Raw genomic sequence first — 21,567 nt, 5'->3', positions numbered from 1 at the left:
GTGCGGTTGTTGAGGTAGGACGTCGCTGTTGTGCGGGGTCAAACCCCTTGATTGAGGGGGCCTTGGGGTTGGCATGTGCCCTGCAACGGCTATTTCAGGTCATGAGATTTCCACTCATGCATGGGAGATGTGTATGAATAAGCAAAAGGGCTTTACGCTGATCGAGTTGCTGATCGTCGTGGCGATCATCGGCATTCTGGCGACCTTTGCGTTGCCGCAATATTCCAGGTACCAAGCGCGGGCCAAGGCCACGGCCGGGTTGGCTGAAATCACGGCATTCAAGGTACCGTACGAGGACAATATGAACCGAGGGGTCGATCCTACGATCGCCAACATGGGCATAACCTCACCTACCAGTAACTGCACAATCACCATTACAGGCACAGCGGCGGCCGGAGCGGGCACGATTGCTTGTGCCCTCCTGAATTCGCCGGCTCTTGTCCAGGGCAGGACGATTACACTCTCTCGTTCGGCGGCAGGTGTCTGGTCCTGTACTTCTACAGCGGCCCAGGAGTTCTTGCCGACGGGCTGTACCGGAGCTGCGAATCCATAATCCCTCCCGATGGAACTGGCCCCGCTTAAATACCGGGGCTTTTTATTGGGAATTGGAAATGTCCAGAAATTCAGCAGCTTAGCGGGTGGGCGAACCCCGCAACTTGCATGTCGAAAATCGGCCGGTCATGCATTTTGCATGAATGTGGAATTTGCCGCCTCGCTTAACTTATTGATTTTTAATGACTTTGTAAATGTTTCAAAACTGGCACAGCCTTCGCACTACTCCTGATAACCCTGCCGGGATGCACATCCGGCAGTTTCTGAGAAAAACAGGAGTTACTCGTATGAAGAAGTTCGCTATCACTGCCGCTGCTGCTACCGCACTGACCCTGACCATGGCTAGCGCTTTCGCCGAGACCACTCAAGCAACTCAGGCACCCATGATGCTGGCTGCTGGTGAAGTGACAGAAGCCAAAGAGGACGTTTCCGATACCTGGATCACCACCAAGGTCAAGGCTGATCTGGTCACTGAAAAAGGCATCCCAGGCACTGATATCAAAGTCGAAACCAATAAAGGTGTTGTATCGCTGTCGTCTACTGTCGCCGTGACCGACGCTCAGAAAGACATGGCTGTGGCGATCGCCAAGAAAATCAAAGGCGTCAAGGCCGTATCGGCTGACGGCCTGAAAGCCGAATAAGGCCAAGACTTCTCGCCTGGACTGGGAGAAGGCACGGCAGGCGGGCCTGGATATACGCTTGCCGTTGCTTTGGAGTTCATGCGAAAGGCCACAGGGACGTGGCCATTACAGGCCCCCTGCATTCGTGTCGGGGGCCTGTTCTATTGCGGGGGGAAAGTGCGGGTGAGATGTGTGGGGCAGTCTGGGAAACCGAGTTGCCCTTATCGCGAGCAAGCTCGCTCCCACAGTGGACCGGGTTCTTCCAGAAGAAATACGATCAAATGTGGGAGCGAGCTTGCTCGCGATGGCGGTAGTACATTCACCGGCCCCGCTTGCTGGTGATCTGCACCAGCCGATTCCCCTCGAAGCGCAGGTACTGGTACATGCCGCTGTTGGGGCCGTAGGTCCATTCTTCCACCGGGTATTCCTCCCGACGGTTGACGCTGCGCTTGTAGCCCAGGTCATCCCGCGCCGCGGGCTGTCCGCACTTTTGCAGCACTTCGCTCGAGCGGTCGCCCACGCTGATCAACTGGCTGCCGCAGCGCAGTGTGTCAGCCGCCCAAGCCTGGCCGGCGATGAGCAATAGACCCAGGCCGAGCGCGTAACAGGGTTTCATCTTATTCAGCATCCAGATGCATGGGGGTAATCACCCGGCCATCGCTTTCGGCCTGACCGAGGCTGGCGTCGATGAAATACACGCGATCGTCGGCCAACTGGCCTTTGTCCACCAGGAAGTCCTTGATGCTGCTGGCCCGTTCCTGGCCCAGTTGACGCAATAGCACGTCGCTACCGCTCCAGAACTTGATCACGCCTTCGCGCAGTTTCTCGATGCGCGCCTTTTTATCCAGTTGCGTCCATTCGGCAGGCGGCTGGGTCTTGAGGCGTGTGCGGTAGATGCCTTCGAGCAGCGGTGCCTTTTCATCCTCGGGGACCTCTATCAGCGAGGCCTGGGCCGGCACCTTGTCGCCCCGACGCTGGAGCATCTTGTAGTAGTTGTACTGGTATTCGCGCTCCAGGCGCTGGGCGGCGAGCAATGGACCGTCGCTGCTCTCGGCGGCGGTGCCTTCGATCTCCAGGCGCAGCTCCGGCCGTTTGCCCAAGGCTTCGGAAAGTTTGAGCAGCGTGCTTTCGTTGTCCTTGCTCAAGTCGCTGGAGCCCGGCGCAAATGCCACGCTGCCCAGGTCTTCCGAGCCGCCACCGGCCACCAGCCCGCCGATGAGCTTGAACGGTGCCTGGGCCGCGCGGACCACCAGGTTGCGCAGGGTTTGCCAGACGATCGGCATGACGCTGAATTGCGGGTCGTTGAGGTTGCCGCTGACCGGCAGCTCGATGGAGATCTTGCCTTCGGAGTCCTTCAGCAGCGCGATGGCCAGCTTCAGCGGCAGGCTCACGGCGTCCGGGCTGTCGACTTTTTCCCCTAGCTGCAATTGCTCGACCACCACCTTGTTCTCCGCCTGGAGCTGGCCCTTGGTGATCCGGTAGTGCAGGTCGAGATTGAGCCGCCCCTTGCGGATGCGATAACCGGCGAACTTGCCAGAGTAGGGCGTCAGGGTCGTCAGCTCGACCCGTTTGAAACTGGTGGCGATGTCGAGGCTGGCCATCGGGTCGAAGGGGTTGACCGCGCCCTTGATGGTGACTGGCGCATAACGGTCGACCTTGCCCTTGACGTCCACGCTGGCCGGTTTGGCCTCGCGGCTGTCGATGGTGCCGATCTGGCCATTGAGTTGTTGGATGGCCGTGGCGAAGTTGGGCGTCAGGCTGAAGTCGGCGAAGTTCGCCGAACCGTCGTTGATGGCGATGCCGCCGATGTGGATGCCCAGCGGTTTTTCCTGGGACGCCGGTTTTGTTGGGGTGTTCTTGGTGCTGCTGTCGGCCGGTTGCGGGATCAGCAGGTCATCGACGTTGGTGGTGCGGTCGTCGTTGATCATGAACCGCGCATAGGGCTGGAACAGGCTGACCTTGTCGATGGACAGGCTGTCGCCGTGCTGATAATTCAGGCCGTCGAGGACCAGCTTCTGCCACTTGAGGAAATCACGGGTCTTGAGGGTGTCGAGGGTGTGCAACTGCTCGACCTGAGCCCGGCCGGTGACGGCGAAGGCCAGCGGTTCGGTGCTCTTGAGGTCGACCGCCAGGTCACTGCCGAGCATCCCGGAACGCAGTTCCAGGCGAATGAACGGGTTGATGTAGGACTGGGCGACGCGCAGGTCGATGTCCTGGGTCTTGACCTTGAGCCTGGCGCTGATCGGGTTCAGGTTGACCTCGCCATCGGCCAGGATCTTGCCTTGTTTGCCTAGTCCGGTGTCCAGCTTGAGGGTGAAGGGCGAGCCGTTGAGGGTGTCGTAGTTCTGCAGGTCGAGGTTCAGCGGGCCGACCTCCAGAGCCACGGCGGGCTTCGCCTGGCGGTCCGCCAGGTGCACTTGGTAGTCACGCAGTTGCACGTCCTTCAGCAGCACTTGCCACGGTTTGCTGGGCGGTGCCGGTTCCGGTTTTGGCGAGTCGGCCGCCGCCGGGGCGGATGCCGGTTCCACCTTGACCTGCGGTTTGGCCGGCTGGCTGGCGAAGAGCTTCTGCCAGTCCAATTGCCCGTCCGCCTCGCGAGCGGCCCAGGTTTCCAGCTTCTGGCTGCGGATCTTGCCCACTACCACTTGCTGCTTGGCCAGGTCCACCGTGGTTTCACTGACATCCAGGCGTTCGAGTTTTACCAGGGGGCGGCCATCGGGTGCCTTGATGGCGAAGGGCGCAACGCTGGCGGCGACATTGTCGAGTCGCAACTCGGTGCCCTTGGCCAGGTTGAGCGTGTAGTCGGTGCTGACGTTCAGCACGCCGTTTTCCAGTACCAGCGGAACGGCGTCGCGGACGTAGGGCCAGAAGGATTTCATCTGGCCGTCGGTGATCTTGAGATTGCCTTCGGACGCGATCGGCGTGAGGCTGAAGTTACCCGTCCAGTCGACACGCCCGCCGCCAGGGCCGACGGCCACCAGGGTCATGTCGGCGCTGTCGTCGGGCAGGGTGCTGAGGTTCTTCAGCTCGAAATCGAGGGTATCGTAGAGAAACTCGATCGGCTCGCTGGGGCGCAAGTCCTGGAAGTGCACGTAGCCGCTGGCCAGCTTGATCCGGTCGACACGCAGTGGGAATGGCTTGGCCTCGGGGTCGGCCGGGGTCGGCTCGCTGGCCGGCAGCTTGAACAGGCCCAGCAGGTTCAATTGGCCGTCCTTGGCGAACACCACCTCGGTCTTGGGCTTGTCCAGCTCGATGTCGGCCAGGTGCAGGGCGCCGGACCACAGGCTGTCGAGTTGCAAATTGGCATACAGCCGTTCGAAGCCGACCTGCTCCTTGCCCGGTTCGCCGATAGCCAGGCCCCAGAGGGTGACCTCAAGGCTGAAGGGATTGAGTTCGATGCGCTGGATCTGCGCCGGTACTGTCGCAAGAGCGGCCAATTGCTGGTTGGCGATGCGCAAGGCAATGCCCGGCAAAATCAGAAAGCCCAACAGGCTGTAGAGGGCCAGTACGGTCAACAAGGCGCCGATAGCGCGAATCAATCCTTTGGGCATGTGCGGCTTCATCTTGGTGTGAATTCGGAATGCCTTGGAGTATGGCATGCGTTTACGGTTCCGAAGCCACTGTGATTTATGAGATTTGTCTGGTTTCCTCGGTGAGAATTGCGGCGCGGGCCTAGAGCTGGAGGATCAGTGTCTTGAGCGGCGGCTGCTGGTCTTGGGAAGGGAAATCGCTGCCAGGCGTCAGCACGCTCCATTCGCGCACCGGGCGACCGGCTTTTTCCGCACAGCGCAATACCTGTTCGCGCCAGTCGTCCATGGGCACTTTTGCCAGGTTGTTGCAGCAGATCAGCACGCCGTTGTCGGCGGTGGTGAGCAGCGCCGGTTTCAGTAGGCTTTGGTAGTCGCGCAGCAGGTCGACGGTGCCGAAGGCGCTTTTGGCCCACGCCGGTGGGTCGAGCAGCACCAGGTCGTACTGGCGTTGCTCCAGGCGCACATAGCTGGGCAGTTTTTGCCCACGACGCTGGCTGATGGGCAGGCCGGCCAGTTGGCGGATCGCTGGGAAGTAATCCGACTGCACGAATTCCATCGGTGGCAAATCGGGGTTGAGCAGGCCGTTTTCGCGACCCACCGCCAGGTTGCCTTCGGCGAAGTCCAGGTTGCACACCTCCCGCGCGCCACCGGCCGCGGCGCTCAGGCCGACGCCGCAGGTGTAGGCGAACAGGTTCAACACGCTTTTGCCGTGGCTGTGTGCCTTGACCCAGCCACGGGCGTTGCGCAGGTCGAGAAACAGCAGTGGATCCTGCCCGGCGTGGCGGCCGCGAACGCGATAATTCAAGCCCCACTCATGCCCCACCAGATCTTGCAGGGCGGCCTCGTCGGCCTGATAGACCGTGTCCTGGCGATCGACGCGCGAATTGCCCCGGGCGCGGTCGTTGTAGACCAGCAGGGTCTCGAGCCCCAGCCGTTCGTTGACGATGCCGTGCAGTTGCAGCAGGTCGTCGCGCTCCAGCGATTGATGGAAGCTCTGTACCAGCAATTGCGGGCCGTAGCGGTCAATGGTGAGGCCGGGCGCGCCTTCCTGGCTGCCATGGAACAGGCGGTAGCAGTCGGTGCCTTGCTGGTGCAACTGGCCGAGCAGCGCCTGACGCTGGTCGAGGGCGGCGCGCAGCGCCTGATTCAAGGAAGACATGCCGGGCGCGCCTTAGAGAAATGAGGCGCGGGAGTTTAACAGTTATGGCAGGCCTGGTCCCTGCAGGTACCCTGTGGCGAGGGGATTTATCCCCGTCCGGCTGCGCAGCAGTCGTAAGGCCGAGTGGCGCGGTTTACCTGCTGCACCGCGATGCCTGGCTTTGGGGCTGCTGCGCAGCCCAGCGGGGATAAATCCCCTCGCCACAAGGGGTTGCACTGGCTGCTAGCGATTCAGGCGCTTGTCGATCAATCCCTCCACCACGCTTGGATCGGCCAGGGTCGAGGTGTCGCCGAGGCTGTCGAGTTCGTTGCAGGCGATCTTGCGCAGGATGCGCCGCATGATCTTGCCCGAGCGGGTCTTGGGCAGCGCCGGCGCCCACTGGATCAGCTCCGGTTTGGCGAAGCTGCCGATTTCCTTGCTGACGTGGGCCAGCAGTTCCTTCTTCAGCTCGTCATTGGCCTCCACACCGTTCATCGGCGTGACAAAGGCATAGATGCCCTGGCCCTTGAGGTCGTGGGGATAGCCGACGACGGCCGCTTCGGCAATGTTGTCGTGCAGCACCAGGGCGCTTTCCACCTCGGCGGTGCCGATGCGATGGCCGGAGACGTTGATCACATCGTCGATGCGTCCGGTGATCCAGTAATCGCCGTCTTCGTCGCGGCGCACGCCGTCGCCGGTGAAGTAATAACCGGGGTAGGGCTTGAAGTAGGTGTCGACCATGCGTTGGTGATCGCCGTAGACACTGCGGATCTGCCCCGGCCAACTGGATTTGATCGCCAGCACGCCGCTGCCGGCGCCGCTGATTTCCTTGCCCACTTCATCCAGCAATACCGGTTGCACGCCGAACATCGGCCGGGTGGCGCAGCCTGGCTTGAGCCGTGGGGCACTCACCAACGGGCTGAGCATGATGCCGCCAGTCTCGGTCTGCCACCAGGTATCGACAATGGGGCAGCGCTGTTCGCCTACCGTGTTGAAATACCATTCCCACGCTTCCGGGTTGATCGGCTCACCAACGCTGCCAAGCAATCGCAGGCTTTTGCGGGACGTTTCCTGCAGCGGTCCGGCCCCTTCGCGCATCAGTGCGCGCAGGGCGGTTGGGGCGGTGTAGAAGATGTTGACCTGATGTTTGTCGATCACCTGCCAGAAGCGCGAACTGCTGGGGTGGCTCGGTACGCCCTCGAAGATCAGCGTGGTGGCGCCATTGGCCAGCGGGCCGTAGACGATGTAGCTATGGCCGGTGACCCAGCCGACGTCGGCGGTGCACCAGAACACCTCGTTGTCGCGGTAGTCCAGCACGTACTTGAACGTCATCGCCGCTTGCAGCAGATAGCCGCCCGTGGTGTGCAGCACGCCCTTGGGTTTGCCAGTGCTACCGGAGGTGTAGAGGATGAACAACGGATCCTCGGCGTCCATCGGTTCGGGTGGGCAGTCGTCGCTCATCTCGTGCATGGCCTGGTGGTACCACAGGTCGCGGCCTTCAACCCAGTTCACCTCGCCCTGGGTGCGCTCGACCACCACCACGGTGCTGACGTTCGGGCAGCTTTCCAGGGCCTTGTCGACGTTACGCTTGAGCGGTACGAAGCGCCCGCCACGCACGCCTTCGTCGGCCGTGATCACGGTGCGGCAATCGGCGTCGAGGATCCGGTCGCGCAGGGAGTCCGGCGAGAACCCGCCGAATACCACCGAATGCACTGCGCCGATGCGGGTGCAGGCGAGCATGGCGTAGGCGGCCTCGGGAATCATCGGCATGTAGATACAGACGCGGTCGCCTTTTTTTACGCCACGGCTTTTCAGCACGTTGGCCAGGCGGCACACATGATTGTGCAGTTTCCTGTAGGTGATTTGCGCCGATTCGCCGGGGTCGTCGCCCTCCCAGATGATCGCGACCTGGTCGCCACGGGTGTCCAGGTGACGGTCGATGCAATTGGCGCTGACGTTCAGCTTGCCGCCGGCGAACCAGGTCGCGTCGCCGTTCTTGAGGTCATAGCGCTGGACGGTTTGCCAAGGTGTCATCCAGTCGAGAAAGCGCGTGGCCTGCTCGGCCCAGAAGGCGCTGGGGTGCTCGATGGATTCTTTATAGAGCCGCTTGTACTCGTCCTGACTCAGTTGCGCAGCCCGGCGGACGGCATCGGCGTGGGGGTACTGGCTGATATCGAACATGACGGTTCCTTATTCTTGTTTTGCGACAAGCATAAAGATGCGCCCAGTGACAGGAGGGTTCAAGTCACGTGCGAAACAACTGTGGGAGCGAGCTTGCTCGCGATAGCGGTGTGTCAGCCCTATTGATAGCAACTGACACATCGCCTTCGCGAGCAAGCTCGCTCCCACAGGGGCATGCAAACCTCGGGGATCAGCCGCGGTGACGCCCGCGGAAGTAGTTGATCAAGCCCTGGGTCGAGGCATCTTCGGCCGGGTTTTCTTCGCTGCCCACCAGACGGTTGTAGACGCCCTTGCCCAGTTCCTTGCCCAGTTCCACGCCCCATTGGTCGAAGGCGTTGATGCCCCAGACGACGCTCTGCACGAACACCTTGTGCTCATACAACGCCACCAGTGCGCCGAGACGGCGTGGGCTGATGCGTTCGACCACCAGGGTGTTGCTCGGACGGTTGCCCGGGATCACCTTGTGGGAGGCCAGTTTCTGTACCTCTTCTTCGCTGGCGCCCTTGTCCCGCAGCTCGGCTTCGGCCTCGGCGCGGGTCTTGCCCAGCATCAGCGCCTGGCTCTGGGACAGGCAGTTGGCGTACAGCCACTGGTGATGGTCGGAAACCGGGTTGAAGCTGACGATCGGCACGATGAAGTCGGCCGGGATCAACTGGGTGCCCTGGTGCAGCAACTGGTGGTAGGCGTGCTGACCGTTGCAGCCGACGCCGCCCCAGATCACCGGGCCGGTGTCGGTCGATACCGGGGTGCCGTCCTGGCGCACACTCTTGCCGTTGGATTCCATGTCCAATTGCTGCAAATGCTTGGTGATGTTACGCAGGTAGTGGTCGTACGGCAGGATCGCATGGCTCTGCGCGCCCCAGAAGTTGCCGTACCACACGCCCAACAGCGCCAGCAGCACCGGCATGTTCTGATCGAACGGGGCGCTCTGGAAATGCTGGTCCATGGAATAGGCGCCGGAGAGCAATTCCTTGAAGTTCGACATGCCGATGGCCAGGGCGATCGGCAGGCCGATGGCCGACCACAGGGAGTAACGACCGCCAACCCAGTCCCACATCGGGAAGATGTTTTCTTCACGGATACCGAAGGCCACGGCAGCGGCGTTGTTGCTCGATACGGCGATGAAGTGGCGATACAGCTCCGCTTCGGAACCGCCCTGGGCCAGGTACCAGGCGCGGGCGGCCTGGGCGTTCTTCAGGGTTTCGAGGGTGTTGAAGGATTTCGACGAGACGATGAACAGCGTGGTCTCGGCGCGCAGCTTCATGGTCAGTTCATGGAACTCGCTGCCGTCGATGTTCGCCAGGTAGTGGCAGCGCACGCCTTTTTGCGCGTAGGACAACAGCGCTTCGGACACCAATTCCGGGCCGAGGAAAGAACCACCGATGCCGATGTTCACTACATCGGTGATCGGCTTTTCGGTGTAGCCGCGCCACAGGCCGTCGTGAATGCGGCCGACCAGGTCAGTGATCTGGTTCAGCACCTTGTGCACGTCCGGCATCACGTTGACGCCATTGACCAGCAATTTGTCGCCTACCGGCCGACGCAGGGCCGTGTGCAGGGCAGGGCGTTTTTCCGAGGCGTTGACGATTTCGCCTTCGAACAACGACTTGATCGCGCCCTTGAGGTCGACTTCGTTGGCCAGGCCCACCAGCAGGTCGCGGGTCTGGGTGTTGATCAGGTTTTTCGAGTAGTCGAGGAACAGGCCGCAGCTCGACAGGGTGAATTGAGTGAAACGCTGCGGGTCGGCATTGAACGCTTCGCGCATGCTGAAATCCTGCATGGCTTTGCGGTGGTCATTCAGCGCTTGCCAGGCTGGCAGAGCGGTCACGTCATGAGGGGTTCGGTAATACGCCATCGCTGCGGGTTTCCTTTTTACTTGAACGACCTTTTGTACACTAAAAATTCCGACGCGGCTCAAGGGGGGCGTCCGGACACTGCATCGACACGATCGCCGGACGCAGGGCGACTACAGTAAACCTCGCGTTGCGATCTGTCTCGGCTTTGTCAGACTGCAAGTCGGTACTTTTTTATACATCGGGGGCGGGAAAGGTCCGACAGACGGAACGCAGATGACTCTCTGTGGGAGCGAGCTTGCTCGCGATGGCGTCAGGTCAGCCGATATCGATGTCGACTGATGCATCGCTATCGCGAGCAAGCTCGCTTGTATGGTAGGACTTGAAGGGAGGAGGAGGGACAAGGCTCGATTCTGACTGTTAGCCGCAGTACAGACCGTGGGAGATTTCGCCCCTCCTCCTTTCACCCAAGCGCCGATAAAGAATGCATCTGGCCTAAACCGACGATAGGAACAAGCCTGCGCCTCTGGGTGAACCCTTCAAGTGTTCAAACCTTAGCCCGGAGAATTTTCAATGGCAATGCCGGTTTCTGTCACAAAGCCGATTGTGGGCGTGGATGTCGCCAAGAACGAACTGGTGATCTATCACGCCGAACTTGACGTACTGGAGGCGACTCCCAACAACAAAGCGGCCATCAAAAAGTGGTTGAAAGCATTGCCGGGCCCCGTCGCTGTAGCCATTGAGTCGACCAATATCTATCACCTGGAATTCGCTGATCTGGCCTATGAGGCCGGCTGCGAGATCTACATGGTGGGCGGTTATGAACTGCATCACTACCGCGAAGGCGTAAAAATCCGCGCCAAAACTGACGCGCTGGATGCCAAGCTGCTGGCCCGTTACCTGAAAAACGAAGGGCATGAGCTTAACCCCTGGACCCCGCCATCTCCGCTGTATCGCCAGCTCCTGAGCCTTTTCCGCCGTCGCGCAGCCCTGGTTCAGGCTCGAGTGGCCCTGGTACAAAGCTGGGCTAACGAGCCGCTGCTGAAGACCGCTTTCGCCGAACAAATTGCAGCCATGCAGAGGCTTGAGACATTGATCGAGAAGACGATCAAGGATCATCTGAGGGATGCCGGTTTGCTGGGTCAGTTGAACCGTTGCTTGAAGGTTGAGGGCATTGGATTTCTGACCGGAGCCCGCTTGCTTACGGCATTTCAACGAGGGGATTTCAGAAACTCAGACGCCTTCATTGCCTTTTTGGGAATGGACTTGCGAGTGTCGAAATCAGGACAAAAAGATGGGCGCCGTAGCTTGAGTAAACGAGGCGACCCGGAAGTCCGTCGGCTGTTACACAATGCCGCCATGTCGGCTAGCCGCACGTCCGCCTGGAGAGGCTTCTATGAAAAGCAAAGAGCTCGCGGTTTCACTACCACTCAGGCGTTGGTAATGCTGGCTCGCAAGCTTGCTCGGATCGTATTCGCTCTGCTGAAAGGGCAAAGCGAATACCAACCTAACGCGGCTTGAGGGCTTTCCCTCAACCATAGAATCTCCCACAGGGTTTTTGTGATGTTCAGGCGGGGGTGTCGAGGTCCAGATGCAGGTTGTCGATCAGGCGTGTGGTACCGAGGAAGGCGGCCACCAGGATCACCAGGTCGCGGTCCTCGCTCGACGCCGGGCGCAGGGTCTTGGCGTGACGGATTTCCAGGTAATCGGGACGCAGGCCGGCAGCTTCCAGTTGCTTGAGCTGTTCGCCGATCAGCGCCGGGAAATCCCGCTGGCCCTGCTTGATTGACTCGGCGATCTGGCTCAGGACGCGATAGACCACGGGCGCGACGGCACGTTGATCCGGACTGAGGAAGCCATTGCGTGACGACAACGCCAAGCCATCGTCGGCACGGACGGTCGGCTCGCCGATGATCTGGATCGGCATGTTCAGGTCATGAACCAGGGCGCGGATCACTGCCAGTTGCTGGAAGTCTTTCTGGCCAAACACCGCCAGGTCAGGCTGGACCATGTTGAACAGTTTGCTGACCACCGTCGCCACACCTTCGAAATGCCCCGGACGGCTGGCGCCGCACAAGCCTTCGGACAATTGCGGGACGCTGACCCGGGTCTGTCCGGCCATGCCATCGGGGTACATTTCTTCGACGCTGGGGGCGAACAGCAGGTGACAGCCGGCCTGGAGCAGTTTCTCCTGGTCGGCCGCGAGGGTGCGGGGGTATTTGTCCAGGTCTTCGCCAGCGCCGAATTGCAGTGGATTGACGAAAATACTCGCCACCACGAAGTCGGCCCGTTGCGCGGCCTTGGTGACCAGCGCCACATGACCGCTGTGCAGGTTGCCCATGGTCGGCACGAAGGCAATGCGTTTGCCTTCGCCGCGGGCACGGGCCACGGCAGCCCGCAGTTCGCGTACGGTTTTGACGGTGTTCATGCAGAAAACCCGTGTTCGGCGCCAGGGAAGGTCGCGGCCTTGACTTCCGCGACGTAGGCACTCAAGGCACCGTGGATAGAGGTTTGTCCGGCCATGAAGTTCTTGACGAACTTGGGCGCGCGACCGGTGATGGACAGCCCGAGCATGTCGTGCAGCACCAGCACCTGACCATCGGTGGCGTTGCCAGCGCCGATCCCGATCACCGGGATTTTCACCGCCTGGGTGATTTCTTCAGCCAGCTCGCTGGGCACGCATTCGAGCAACAACATCGCCGCGCCCGCCTGCTCCAGCGCAATCGCATCGGCGCGCATCTGCCGCGCCTGGTTTTCATTGCGGCCCTGGACCTTATAGCCACCGAGGATATTCACCGCTTGTGGGGTCAAGCCCAGGTGCGCGCACACCGGGATGCCCCGCTCGGCCAGGAGCCGAATCGAGTCGGCCAGCCACAGTGCGCCTTCGACCTTGACCATGTGGGCGCCGGCCTGCATCAGCATGGCGCTGTTGGTCATGGTCTGTTCGAGGGTGGCGTAGGCCATGAATGGCAGGTCGGCGAGGATCAGCGCATCGGTGTTACCGCGCTTGACGGCGGCCACATGGTAAGCCATCTCAGCGGTGGTCACCGGCAGCGTGCTGTCGTGACCTTGCAGCACCATGCCGAGGGAATCGCCCACCAGTAGCACTTCGACACCGGCCTCGTTGCAGGCGTGGGCGAAGGTTGCGTCATAGCAGGTCAGCATGGTGATTTTTTCACCTTTTTGCTTGAGACCTTGCAGCGTGGTCAGGGTAATAGCTGGCATGAAAAAGTCCTCATTAGGCGCTCGTGAATGAGTGCGAGTAACGCGCATGATTCGTTATCTATACAGGCGCACCTTCTATGCGTGGTGCTTGTAAGGCCTGGATTGCGCCCTTTAGTGCCGCGTTGGCGGCAGCGGGACGCCTATAGTCGTGAGGAGCACTCGGGAAGTCAATTGGATGTGTTACCGCCGGGTGTTACCGGGGTTACTGATGCGTTTCAGCGTAGAGGCGTGTCTCGGATCTGACTGCCGGGTCCCGAAACCTGTGGGAGCGAGCTTGCTCGCGATGGCGATGTGTCAGTCACCCCGGATGCTGGATGTGCCGACGCTATCGCGAGCAAGCTCGCTCCCACAGGGGATGGTCTTCGTCAGTGGGACGGCAGGCGTTCCAGGCCGGCAAACGGGCACGCGGCAAGCAGGTCCTTGAGCAAGCGTCCATCGGCCAGGCGCAGGTCGGCGGGCGCCAACTCGGCCAGTGGGTACAGCACAAAGGCTCGGGCCTGCATGTGGTAGTGGGGGACCTTGAGCCGAGGCTCGTCGATCAGGCGATCGCCGAACAGCAGGATGTCCAGGTCCAGGGTGCGTGGGCCCCAGCGTTCGAGGCGTTCGCGACCCTGTCCGGTTTCGATGGCTTGAAGCCCATCGAGCAGTTCCAGCGGTGCCAGGCGGCTGTCCAGCGCCGCCACCGCGTTGGTGTAGCGCGGCTGGCCGGGTAGCAGGGAGTCGCTTTGATAAAACGCCGAGACGCCCACCAGTTGAGTATCGGGCAATTGCGCCAGCGCCTGGATGGCACTGCGCAATTGTTCGGCGGGTTCGGCCAGGTTGCTGCCCATGCCGATGTAGATGCGTTCCATCGATTACTCGTCCGATGCGCTCGGTACACCGGCACGCTTGCGCTTGGCACCGCTGCTGCGACGGCGCTTGCGTGGGCCGCTGGTGCCGTCATCCTTGCCGCTGAGCTCGCGAATCATGTCGCGGCGCTCGCTGTCGTTGGCGTCCTGGTAATCGGTCCACCATTCGCCCAGGCCATCGGTCTGCTCGCCCGCGCTTTCACGCAGCAGCAGGAAGTCGTAGCCAGCGCGGAAACGCGGGTTGTCCAGCAGCAGGTCGGCACGTTTGCCGCTGCGCCGTGGCAGGCGCTCCTGCATGTCCCAGATCTCGCGGATCGGCATCGTGAAGCGTTTTGGAATGGCGATGCGCTGGCACTGTTCGGCGATCAGTTCGTGGGCGGCTTCCTGCATCGCCGGGATCGGCGGCATGCCACGGCCTTGCAGGCGCAGCACCCGGGTCGGCAGGGCAGGCCAGAGCAAGGCGGCGAACAGGAACGCCGGTGTCACCGGCTTGTTCTGCTTGATGCGCAGGTCGGTGTTGATCAGTGCTTCGCTGATCAAGGTGTGGGTGTAGGTCGGGTTGTGCTCCAGGGCCTCGGCACTGGCGGGGAACAACGGATCGAACAGCTGCAGGTCCACCAGCATTTCGAAGGTGTCTGCGGCGTTGCCCGACAGGAACAGCTTGAGCACTTCCTCGAACAGGCGCGCCGAGGGGATTTCCCGCAACATCGGCGCCAGTTCGCGAATCGGCGCGGCGCTGTGTTTTTCGATGCCGAAATCCAGCTTGGCGGCGAAACGCACGGCCCGCAGCATCCGCACCGGGTCTTCCTGGTAACGCTGCTTGGGATCGCCGATCAGGCGGATCAGGCGATTGCGGATGTCGTGCACGCCATTGGCGTAATCGAGGATGCGTTCGCTGACCGGGTCGTAATACAGGGCGTTGATGGTGAAGTCGCGGCGTTGCGCGTCTTCTTCCAGCGTGCCGTAGACGTTATCGCGCAGGATGCGCCCGCTCTCGTTGCGGGAAGACTGATTGCTGTCTTCCTCTTCATCGTTTTGCGGGTGATTGGCGCGGAAGGTCGCCACTTCGATGATTTCGCGGCCGAAGTGGATATGGACCAGCTTGAAGCGCCGGCCAATGATTCGTGCGTTGCGAAACTCGGCCCGTATCTGTTCCGGCGTGGCGCTGGTAGCGACGTCGAAATCCTTGGGGGTGATGTTGAGCAGCATGTCGCGCACGCAGCCACCGACCAGATAAGCCTGGTAACCGGCGTTCTGCAAACGTTCGACGATGTTCACCGCATAACGGCTGAACTGGGCCTTTTGCAGGGAATGCTGGCCGCTGTTGAGCACTTCAGGCGTGCTGCGAATGTGTTGCGTACGACGCAAGGGAGAACGGAATGACTGGAACAGCTTCTTCAGCATGGGATGCACTGTTTGAAGGAATGTTCGGCCAAACACGAAGAATGACCGCTTGATGGGCGGGGATTCTAGCATTTAGTCGAGGGATGGTGTAGGACGGAGCAGTTTAGAGCGGCAAGCTCTGGCGACAAGCCTTGTAGGCTGCGGGGAGGCGGAACGACAGAAACCACAAGGGGAGCCGAAGCTCCCCCAGAATTAGTTGCGTGCTCTGTTTTTATTATTGGTTTCGGGCTTCTTGTTTTTGTTGAGTGCCCGCGCCACGAGGTTTTCCCTTCGTGACCCTCCCAATCGGGAGCCAAGAGCAAACGGATTGCTTTGGTCGCTGTGTTGCAGTGATCAATCGATCCAACCAGTTCAGGCAGCTGTCTTGAGACAGTTTTTATTGTTCTCGGCCTGGTTGTGGGGCAAGCCCCAAATACAACGCCTCTCCAAAAGAATCAGTTAGCTGCGCCTCTCGCCGTCTTGTTTTTATTGTGCGTGAGTCGATTCGTCTTATTTTTATTGTCTTTTGCATTGCTTGTTATTGTTCTTGTACCAAAGCTATAGCAGGGTGCGTGCCAACTTTTGCGAGGTCCATAGAAACCGCGGGCTCCAGGGGTATCGCCATTTTTTCGAGGCGAAAAAAAGCCGGGGTTTCGTTACCGTAAACCCCGGCTTCTGTTACGTGAAAAGGACTGGGGTAACAGTTTTTTCACATTCAGTGATGTTACCCCCACACCTCAGCTTTCGCTGGTCGCTCCGGTCTTGCGCCGTGGAATCCCCAGGCGTTGGCGACGCTCCCACAGGCACTTGCGACTGACGCCCAGCTTGCGTGCCAGTTCGGTCTCGGTCATGTGGTCCTGGTGCTCCAGGACGAAATGCTGGAAGTAGTCCTCCAGGGACAGGTCCTCGGTGGGTTCATGGCTGGTGTTGTTGGCCGCGCCGCCCTGTTGCGGGGCCAGGCCGATGAACTCTTCATCGTCCAGGTCGCTCAGCTCGATGTCGATGCCCAGCAGGTCGGCAGAGATTTCCGGGCTCTCGCACAGGATCACCGCCCGCTCGACTGCGTTTTCCAGCTCTCGAACATTACCTGGCCAGGCGTAATGACGAATGGCCTGTTCGGCGTCCGGGGCGAACTTGAGGTCGGTGCGGTTGACGCGCGCGCTCTGGCGGGCCAAAAACGCCTGGGCGATTTCGTTGACGTCCGCGCCACGCTCGCGCAGGGCAGGGAGCTTCAAGGCGATCACGTGCAGGCGGTAGTACAAGTCTTCGCGAAACTGGCCGATTTTCGCCAGGCTCTTGAGGTCACGGTGGGTGGCCGCGATCAGGCGGACATCGACCTTCTGCGATTGCACCGAGCCGACTCGGCGGATTTCGCCTTCCTGAAGTACTCGCAGCAACCGCGCCTGGGCTTCCAGTGGCAGCTCGCCGATTTCATCGAGGAACAACGTGCCGCCGTCCGCCGCTTCCACCAGTCCGGCACGCCCGGCGCTAGCGCCGGTGAACGCGCCCTTCTCGTGACCGAACAGTTCGGACTCGATCAGGCTCTCCGGAATCGCCGCGCAGTTCACCGAGATCATCGGCGCCTTGGCCCGGCGCGACAGGTTGTGCAGGGCACGGGCCACCAACTCCTTGCCGGTGCCGGACTCGCCCTGGATCAGGACATTGGAGTCGGTCGGCGCCACCTTGCGGATCTTGCCGTACAGGTCCTGCATGGGCGGACAGGAGCCGATGATGCCAATTTCGCCATTGTTGTTGCTGGTGCCGGCGGCTTTCGCCGAGGCACTGGCCTTGCCAACGGGTTCTGCCGGGTTGCTGCTCGCCGCCTGTCGGTCGCGCAGGATGCGCGCCACGGCCTGGAGCATTTCGTCGTGGTCGAACGGCTTGGCGATATAGTCCACCGCGCCCATTTTCATGGAGTCGACCGCCGAGCGCAGGCTGGCGTAACTGGTCATGATCAACACGGGCGTGCCCTGGCCGAGCTTGATCAGCTCGGTGCCCGGGGCGCCAGGCAGGCGCAGGTCGCTGACGATCAGGTCAAACGTGGGGATGCTGAAACGTTCTTGTGCTTCCTGCACTGAACCGGCTTCGCTGACCTGGTACTGGTTGCGTTCCAGCAGGCGGCGCAAGGCGGAGCGGATAATTGTTTCGTCTTCGACGATCAAAATGTGCGGCATTGATTCGATTCTCTCGACGGTCTCAGTTCACAGCGGACGTCGCTTCGACATGACGCGGCAAGGTCACCCGGATACGGGTGCCGCGTTGGCTCTGAACATCGGCCGGGCTGTCGATGGTGATTTGTCCATAATGCTCTTCAACGATGGAATAGACCAGTGCGAGGCCCAGACCGGTGCCTTCGCCAGGATCCTTGGTGGTGAAGAAGGGTTCGAACAATCGATCCATGATGTTCTGTGGGATACCGCTGCCTTCGTCTTCGACGATCAGGTCGACCGTGTGTTCGAAGGCTTCACTCTTGACCCGCACCGCGCTGCCGGCCGGTGAGGCGTCCCGCGCGTTGGACAGCAGGTTGATCAACACCTGGGCGAGCCGCTGGGGGTCGCCATCGACCCAATGCTCCGGGTCGCACAGGTTGAAGAATTGCACTTCGAAATTGCGTCGGTTGAGGGCCAGCAGACCAATCGCATCCTGGGCCACTTCGGCCAGACAGACGGGCTCGTCATTGTGCTGGTGACCGCCGGCATGGGCGAAGCTCATCAGCGACTGGACGATGCGCGATACGCGCTTGGTCTGTTCGAGGATCTGGCCGCTGATTTCCGTGAGTTCGCCGTCGTCCTCGCGTTCTTCGCGCAGGTTCTGCGCCAGGCAGGCAATGCCGGTGATCGGGTTGCCGATTTCGTGGGCCACCCCGGCGGCCAACCGGCCGATGCTTGCCAGTCGTTCGGAGTGGACCAGCTTGTCTTCGAGCATCTGGGTGTCGGTCAGGTCTTCCACCAGTAGCACCAGGCCACTGTTGCCGGGTGCCAACGGCTCGTCGATCGCCGCCTTGTGCAGGTTCAGCCAACGGGTCTGGCCGTCGAGGGCCAGGTGCTGTTTGTGCAGGTGCTCGTCCGGCAGGTCGATGAAGCCTTGCAGCAAGCCTTTCCAGGGTTCGCCCAGGGTGCTCAGGCGTGAACCGACCACGCGCTGGGCTGCGATCCCGGTGAGTTCTTCCATGGCCCTGTTCCACATCAGGATTTCCTGGTCCTTGGCCAGGGAACACACGCCCATCGGCAGTTCCTGCAGGGTCTGGCGGTGGTAACGGCGCAAGGCGTCCAGTTCGGCGGCAAGGCCGGTGAGGCGCGAGTGGTAATCCTCGAGGCGGCTTTCGATGAAGTGGATGTCTTCGGTGACGTAGTTCTCGCCGCCGGCCTTGTAGGGCAGGAACGTCTCGACCATGTCCTGGGCCACGCTGGGGCCCATCAGGCCAGACAGGTTGGCTTCGATCCGGTCCCGCAGGCGACGCAGAGCATACGGGCGACGTTCATCGAAAGGCAGGTAGAGGTCGCGCAGGGCCTGTTCGACTTCCTTTTGCGCAGCCTTGGCGCCCAGGGGCTTGGCCAGTTGCGTGGCGAATTCCTGGGGCGAGGCAGCGTGCAGCTCGCGGCGCTGCGGGCGACGCACGTTGTCCACCGCACAGGCTTCGGCGGCGCTGGCTTCTTCGCTGCTGGCATTGGTGAACAGCGAGATCAGGGTGAACATCAGCACGTTCGCCGCCAGGGACGCGATGGCCGCCATGTGCCAACTGGTGTCGTCGAGCACGTAGATCATGTTCAGCAGCGGAATATAAAAACCCTGCAAGTTACCCATCAGCGGTAACAGCATCGCCACCAACCACACAAGAATCCCCGCCAATAGGCCGGCGATGAAGCCGCGACGATTGGCGGTGGGCCAATACAGCACCGACAGCACGCCGGGCAGGAACTGCAAGGTGGCGACGAAGGCGACGATGCCCAGGTTGGCCAGGTCCTGTCCGTCACCCAGCATCAGGTAGAAACCGTAGCCGGCCATGATGATCGCGACGATCAGCGCGCGTCGGGTCCATTTCAGCCAGCGGTAGATATTGCCTTCGGCCGGTGGCTGGTAGAGCGGCAGCACCAAGTGGTTGAGGGCCATGCCCGACAAGGCCAGTGTGGTGACGATGATCAGGCCGCTGGCCGCCGACAGGCCGCCGACGTAGGCCAGCAATGCCAGGGCCTGGCTGTTGGCCGCGATGCCGATGCCAAGGGTGAAGTATTCCGGATTGGTGCTGGCGCCCAGCTTCAAGCCGGCCCAGAGGATCAGCGGCACCGCCAGGCTCATCAGCAACAGGAAGAGCGGCAGGCCCCAACTGGCGCTCACCAGCGAGCGCGGGTTGAGGTTTTCGGTAAAGGTCATGTGGTACATGTGCGGCATCACGATCGCCGAGGCGAAGAACACCAGCAACAGCGTGCGCCACGGGCCTTCCTGCAAAGGTGTGTGCAGGGCGGCGAGGGCGGTCTGGTTCTGCAACAGCCAAAGCTCGAGCTGCTGCGGGCCATCGAACACGCCGTACAAGGCATAGAGGCCGACGCCGCCGATGGCGATCAGCTTGATCACCGACTCGAAGGCGATCGCGAACACCAGGCCTTCGTGTTTTTCCCGCGTGGCGATGTGCCGGGAGCCGAAGAAAATCGTGAACAGGATGATCAGCGCGCAGAAGCTCAACGCCACCCGGTGTTGCACCGGCTCGCGGGTCAGGATGCTGATGGAGTCGGCCACGGCCTGGATTTGCAGGGCCAGCAGCGGCAACACCCCGACCAGCATGAAAATCGTGGTCAGTGCGCCGGCCCAGGTGCTGCGAAAGCGAAAGGCGAACAGGTCGGCCAGTGACGACAATTGATAAGTGCGAGTGATTTTAAGGATCGGGTAGAGCAACACCGGCGCCAGCAGGAACGCCCCTGACACCCCCAGGTAGCTGGACAGGAAACCGTAGCCGTACTGGTAGGCCAGCCCGACCGTGCCGTAGAACGCCCACGCGCTGGCATAGACGCCCAGCGACAGGGTGTAGGTCAGCGGGTGGCGGATGATCGCCCGGGGAATCATGCCCCGTTCGCTGATCCAGGCTACGCCGAACAGCACGGCCAGGTAGGCGGCGCTGATCAGGATCATCTGGGTCAGGCTAAAGCTCATCGGCATCTTTTTGGCTCTGCAGGATGAAGGTCACGACAATCAGGATCAGCCAGAGCAGATAGGGCCGATACCAGGCGCCCGTGGCATCGATCCACCAATCCATGATGGCCGGGGAGAACAGATAAATCCCCACTACCAGGAGCAGGACCAAGCGATAGATATACATCCCGGCCTCTCTAATTTATGCGCGTGCCCGAAAACGTGCGGCGATGGTAACGGATGGGCGCCAAGCTGCAAGGGCCGTCAACGTATTTGCGCTTCGGGCAGGCTCAGTGTGCGCGGGATCTTGCCCGCGTCCCAGTGGCGAATGCCCCAGGCCAGCAGTTCCCGCGGGCTGGCGTCGACACATTCGAGGCCCGGTTGCTGACCCAGTGCGCGCAACGCCCGCAGCAGCAATGGCGTGGCCTGGTCGGCCGCCAGTGGTGGCGAACGATAGGATTTGCCCAGCTTGTGCCCGTCGGGCTGGGTGATCAGCGGCACGTGCAGGTAACGCGGTTGTGCCAACCCGAGCAGTTCTTGCAGGTAGAGCTGGCGCGGCGTGGAATCCAGCAGGTCGGCGCCGCGCACGATATCGGTCACCCCTTTCCAGGCGTCATCCAGGACCACGGCTAGTTGGTAGGCGTAGAGCCCGTCGCGGCGGCGGATCACGAAGTCGCCGACCTCGCGGCCCAGGTGTTGGCGGAATTCGCCCTGGACCCGGTCAGTGAAGTGGTATTCAAGTTCGGGAACACGCAGGCGGATGGCGGCGTCCTCGGTGCCGTGCCCGGCATTGCGGCACAGGCCCGGATAAATGCCTTGGTAGGCCTCCAGTTGCTTGCGCGAACAGGTGCAGGCATAGGCCAGGCCCTGGCTGAACAGCCGGTTGATGACCTGGTCGTAGGCATCATGGCGCTCGCTCTGGCGAACCATTTCGCCGTCCCATTCGAAACCATAACTTTCCAGCGCCTTGAGAATCGCCGCTTGCGCGCCCGGCTCTTCCCGGGGCGGGTCGAGGTCTTCCATGCGCAGCAACCAGCGCCCGCCCACGGCGCGCGCATCCAGGTACGACGCCAGTGCGGCGACCAGTGAGCCGAAGTGCAAGTGGCCGCTGGGGGTGGGGGCGAAGCGTCCGATGTAGGCAGTCATAGGGCGAAAGTTACTGGGTCCGGGCGG

The 21,567-nt window shown here is 61.4% G+C and carries 16 protein-coding genes; 3 read left to right on the top strand and 13 right to left on the bottom strand.

Annotation, left to right across the window (positions count from 1 at the left end):
* Positions 1-133 precede the first annotated feature (133 nt).
* On the top strand, positions 134-553 hold the full coding sequence (locus ACMTA2_RS27965) for a pilin (RefSeq protein ID WP_413792674.1): 420 nt from the start codon (positions 134-136) through the stop codon (positions 551-553).
* A gap of 286 nt (positions 554-839) precedes the next feature.
* Positions 840-1,193: a BON domain-containing protein gene (locus tag ACMTA2_RS27960; protein ID WP_411385653.1), complete on the top strand. Its 354-nt coding sequence runs from the start codon at positions 840-842 to the stop codon at positions 1,191-1,193.
* Between the two features lie 298 nt (positions 1,194-1,491).
* On the opposite strand, the gene ACMTA2_RS27955 is transcribed toward ACMTA2_RS27960, so the two are convergent.
* From ACMTA2_RS27955 to pgi, 5 genes are all read right to left on the bottom strand, one after another.
* Positions 1,492-1,788, bottom strand: a complete 297-nt coding sequence (locus ACMTA2_RS27955; RefSeq protein WP_413792673.1) for a DUF2845 domain-containing protein — start codon at positions 1,786-1,788, stop codon at positions 1,492-1,494.
* A gap of 1 nt (position 1,789) precedes the next feature.
* Positions 1,790-4,723: a DUF748 domain-containing protein gene (locus ACMTA2_RS27950; RefSeq protein ID WP_413792672.1), complete on the bottom strand. Its 2,934-nt coding sequence runs from the start codon at positions 4,721-4,723 to the stop codon at positions 1,790-1,792.
* A 121-nt stretch (positions 4,724-4,844) separates the two neighbouring features.
* Positions 4,845-5,861 carry a class I SAM-dependent rRNA methyltransferase gene (locus tag ACMTA2_RS27945; RefSeq protein WP_413792671.1) on the bottom strand — a complete coding sequence of 339 codons (1,017 nt, stop codon included), beginning with the start codon at positions 5,859-5,861 and terminating at the stop codon, positions 4,845-4,847.
* Positions 5,862-6,083: 222 nt separating this feature from the next.
* On the bottom strand, positions 6,084-8,021 hold the full coding sequence (gene acs / locus ACMTA2_RS27940; RefSeq protein WP_413792670.1) for an acetate--CoA ligase: 1,938 nt from the start codon (positions 8,019-8,021) through the stop codon (positions 6,084-6,086).
* Positions 8,022-8,211: 190 nt separating this feature from the next.
* Positions 8,212-9,876, bottom strand: a complete 1,665-nt coding sequence (gene pgi, locus ACMTA2_RS27935) for a glucose-6-phosphate isomerase (RefSeq protein ID WP_413792669.1) — start codon at positions 9,874-9,876, stop codon at positions 8,212-8,214.
* Between the two features lie 511 nt (positions 9,877-10,387).
* Here pgi and ACMTA2_RS27930 point away from each other — a divergent pair.
* A complete protein-coding gene (locus ACMTA2_RS27930) occupies positions 10,388-11,335 on the top strand; it encodes an IS110 family transposase (RefSeq protein WP_413792179.1) in 948 nt (315 codons plus the stop codon).
* Positions 11,336-11,381: 46 nt separating this feature from the next.
* Here the strand turns inward: ACMTA2_RS27930 and panC are convergent, their stop codons facing one another.
* The 8 genes from panC to gluQRS form a co-directional block, all read right to left on the bottom strand.
* Positions 11,382-12,242 (bottom strand): pantoate--beta-alanine ligase, encoded by an 861-nt coding sequence (gene panC, locus ACMTA2_RS27925; protein ID WP_413792668.1) that lies wholly within the window; start codon positions 12,240-12,242, stop codon positions 11,382-11,384.
* Positions 12,239-13,039, bottom strand: a complete 801-nt coding sequence (panB, locus tag ACMTA2_RS27920; protein WP_413792667.1) for a 3-methyl-2-oxobutanoate hydroxymethyltransferase — start codon at positions 13,037-13,039, stop codon at positions 12,239-12,241. Before panB ends, panC begins: the two co-directional genes overlap by 4 nt.
* A gap of 365 nt (positions 13,040-13,404) precedes the next feature.
* Positions 13,405-13,890: a 2-amino-4-hydroxy-6-hydroxymethyldihydropteridine diphosphokinase gene (gene folK / locus ACMTA2_RS27915; RefSeq protein WP_413792666.1), complete on the bottom strand. Its 486-nt coding sequence runs from the start codon at positions 13,888-13,890 to the stop codon at positions 13,405-13,407.
* 3 nt (positions 13,891-13,893) lie between these two features.
* Positions 13,894-15,291, bottom strand: a complete 1,398-nt coding sequence (locus ACMTA2_RS27910; protein WP_413792665.1) for a polynucleotide adenylyltransferase PcnB — start codon at positions 15,289-15,291, stop codon at positions 13,894-13,896.
* A 716-nt stretch (positions 15,292-16,007) separates the two neighbouring features.
* Complete coding sequence (locus ACMTA2_RS27905) at positions 16,008-17,444, bottom strand: sigma-54-dependent transcriptional regulator (RefSeq protein WP_413792664.1); 1,437 nt, start codon at positions 17,442-17,444, stop codon at positions 16,008-16,010.
* A gap of 22 nt (positions 17,445-17,466) precedes the next feature.
* Positions 17,467-20,421: a sensor histidine kinase gene (locus ACMTA2_RS27900; protein ID WP_413792663.1), complete on the bottom strand. Its 2,955-nt coding sequence runs from the start codon at positions 20,419-20,421 to the stop codon at positions 17,467-17,469.
* On the bottom strand, positions 20,405-20,581 hold the full coding sequence (locus tag ACMTA2_RS27895; RefSeq protein WP_003176118.1) for a hypothetical protein: 177 nt from the start codon (positions 20,579-20,581) through the stop codon (positions 20,405-20,407). The genes ACMTA2_RS27900 and ACMTA2_RS27895 overlap by 17 nt, the downstream gene beginning before the upstream one ends.
* Positions 20,582-20,658: 77 nt before the next feature.
* On the bottom strand, positions 20,659-21,540 hold the full coding sequence (gene gluQRS / locus ACMTA2_RS27890) for a tRNA glutamyl-Q(34) synthetase GluQRS (RefSeq protein WP_413792662.1): 882 nt from the start codon (positions 21,538-21,540) through the stop codon (positions 20,659-20,661).
* Between the last annotated feature and the right edge of the window lie 27 nt (positions 21,541-21,567).

Source organism: Pseudomonas medicaginis (genome assembly GCF_965119365.1).
Lineage (GTDB): Bacteria > Pseudomonadota > Gammaproteobacteria > Pseudomonadales > Pseudomonadaceae > Aquipseudomonas.
Note: the sequence above shows the minus strand (reverse complement) of the source record. Positions and strands in the feature narration are given on the sequence as shown.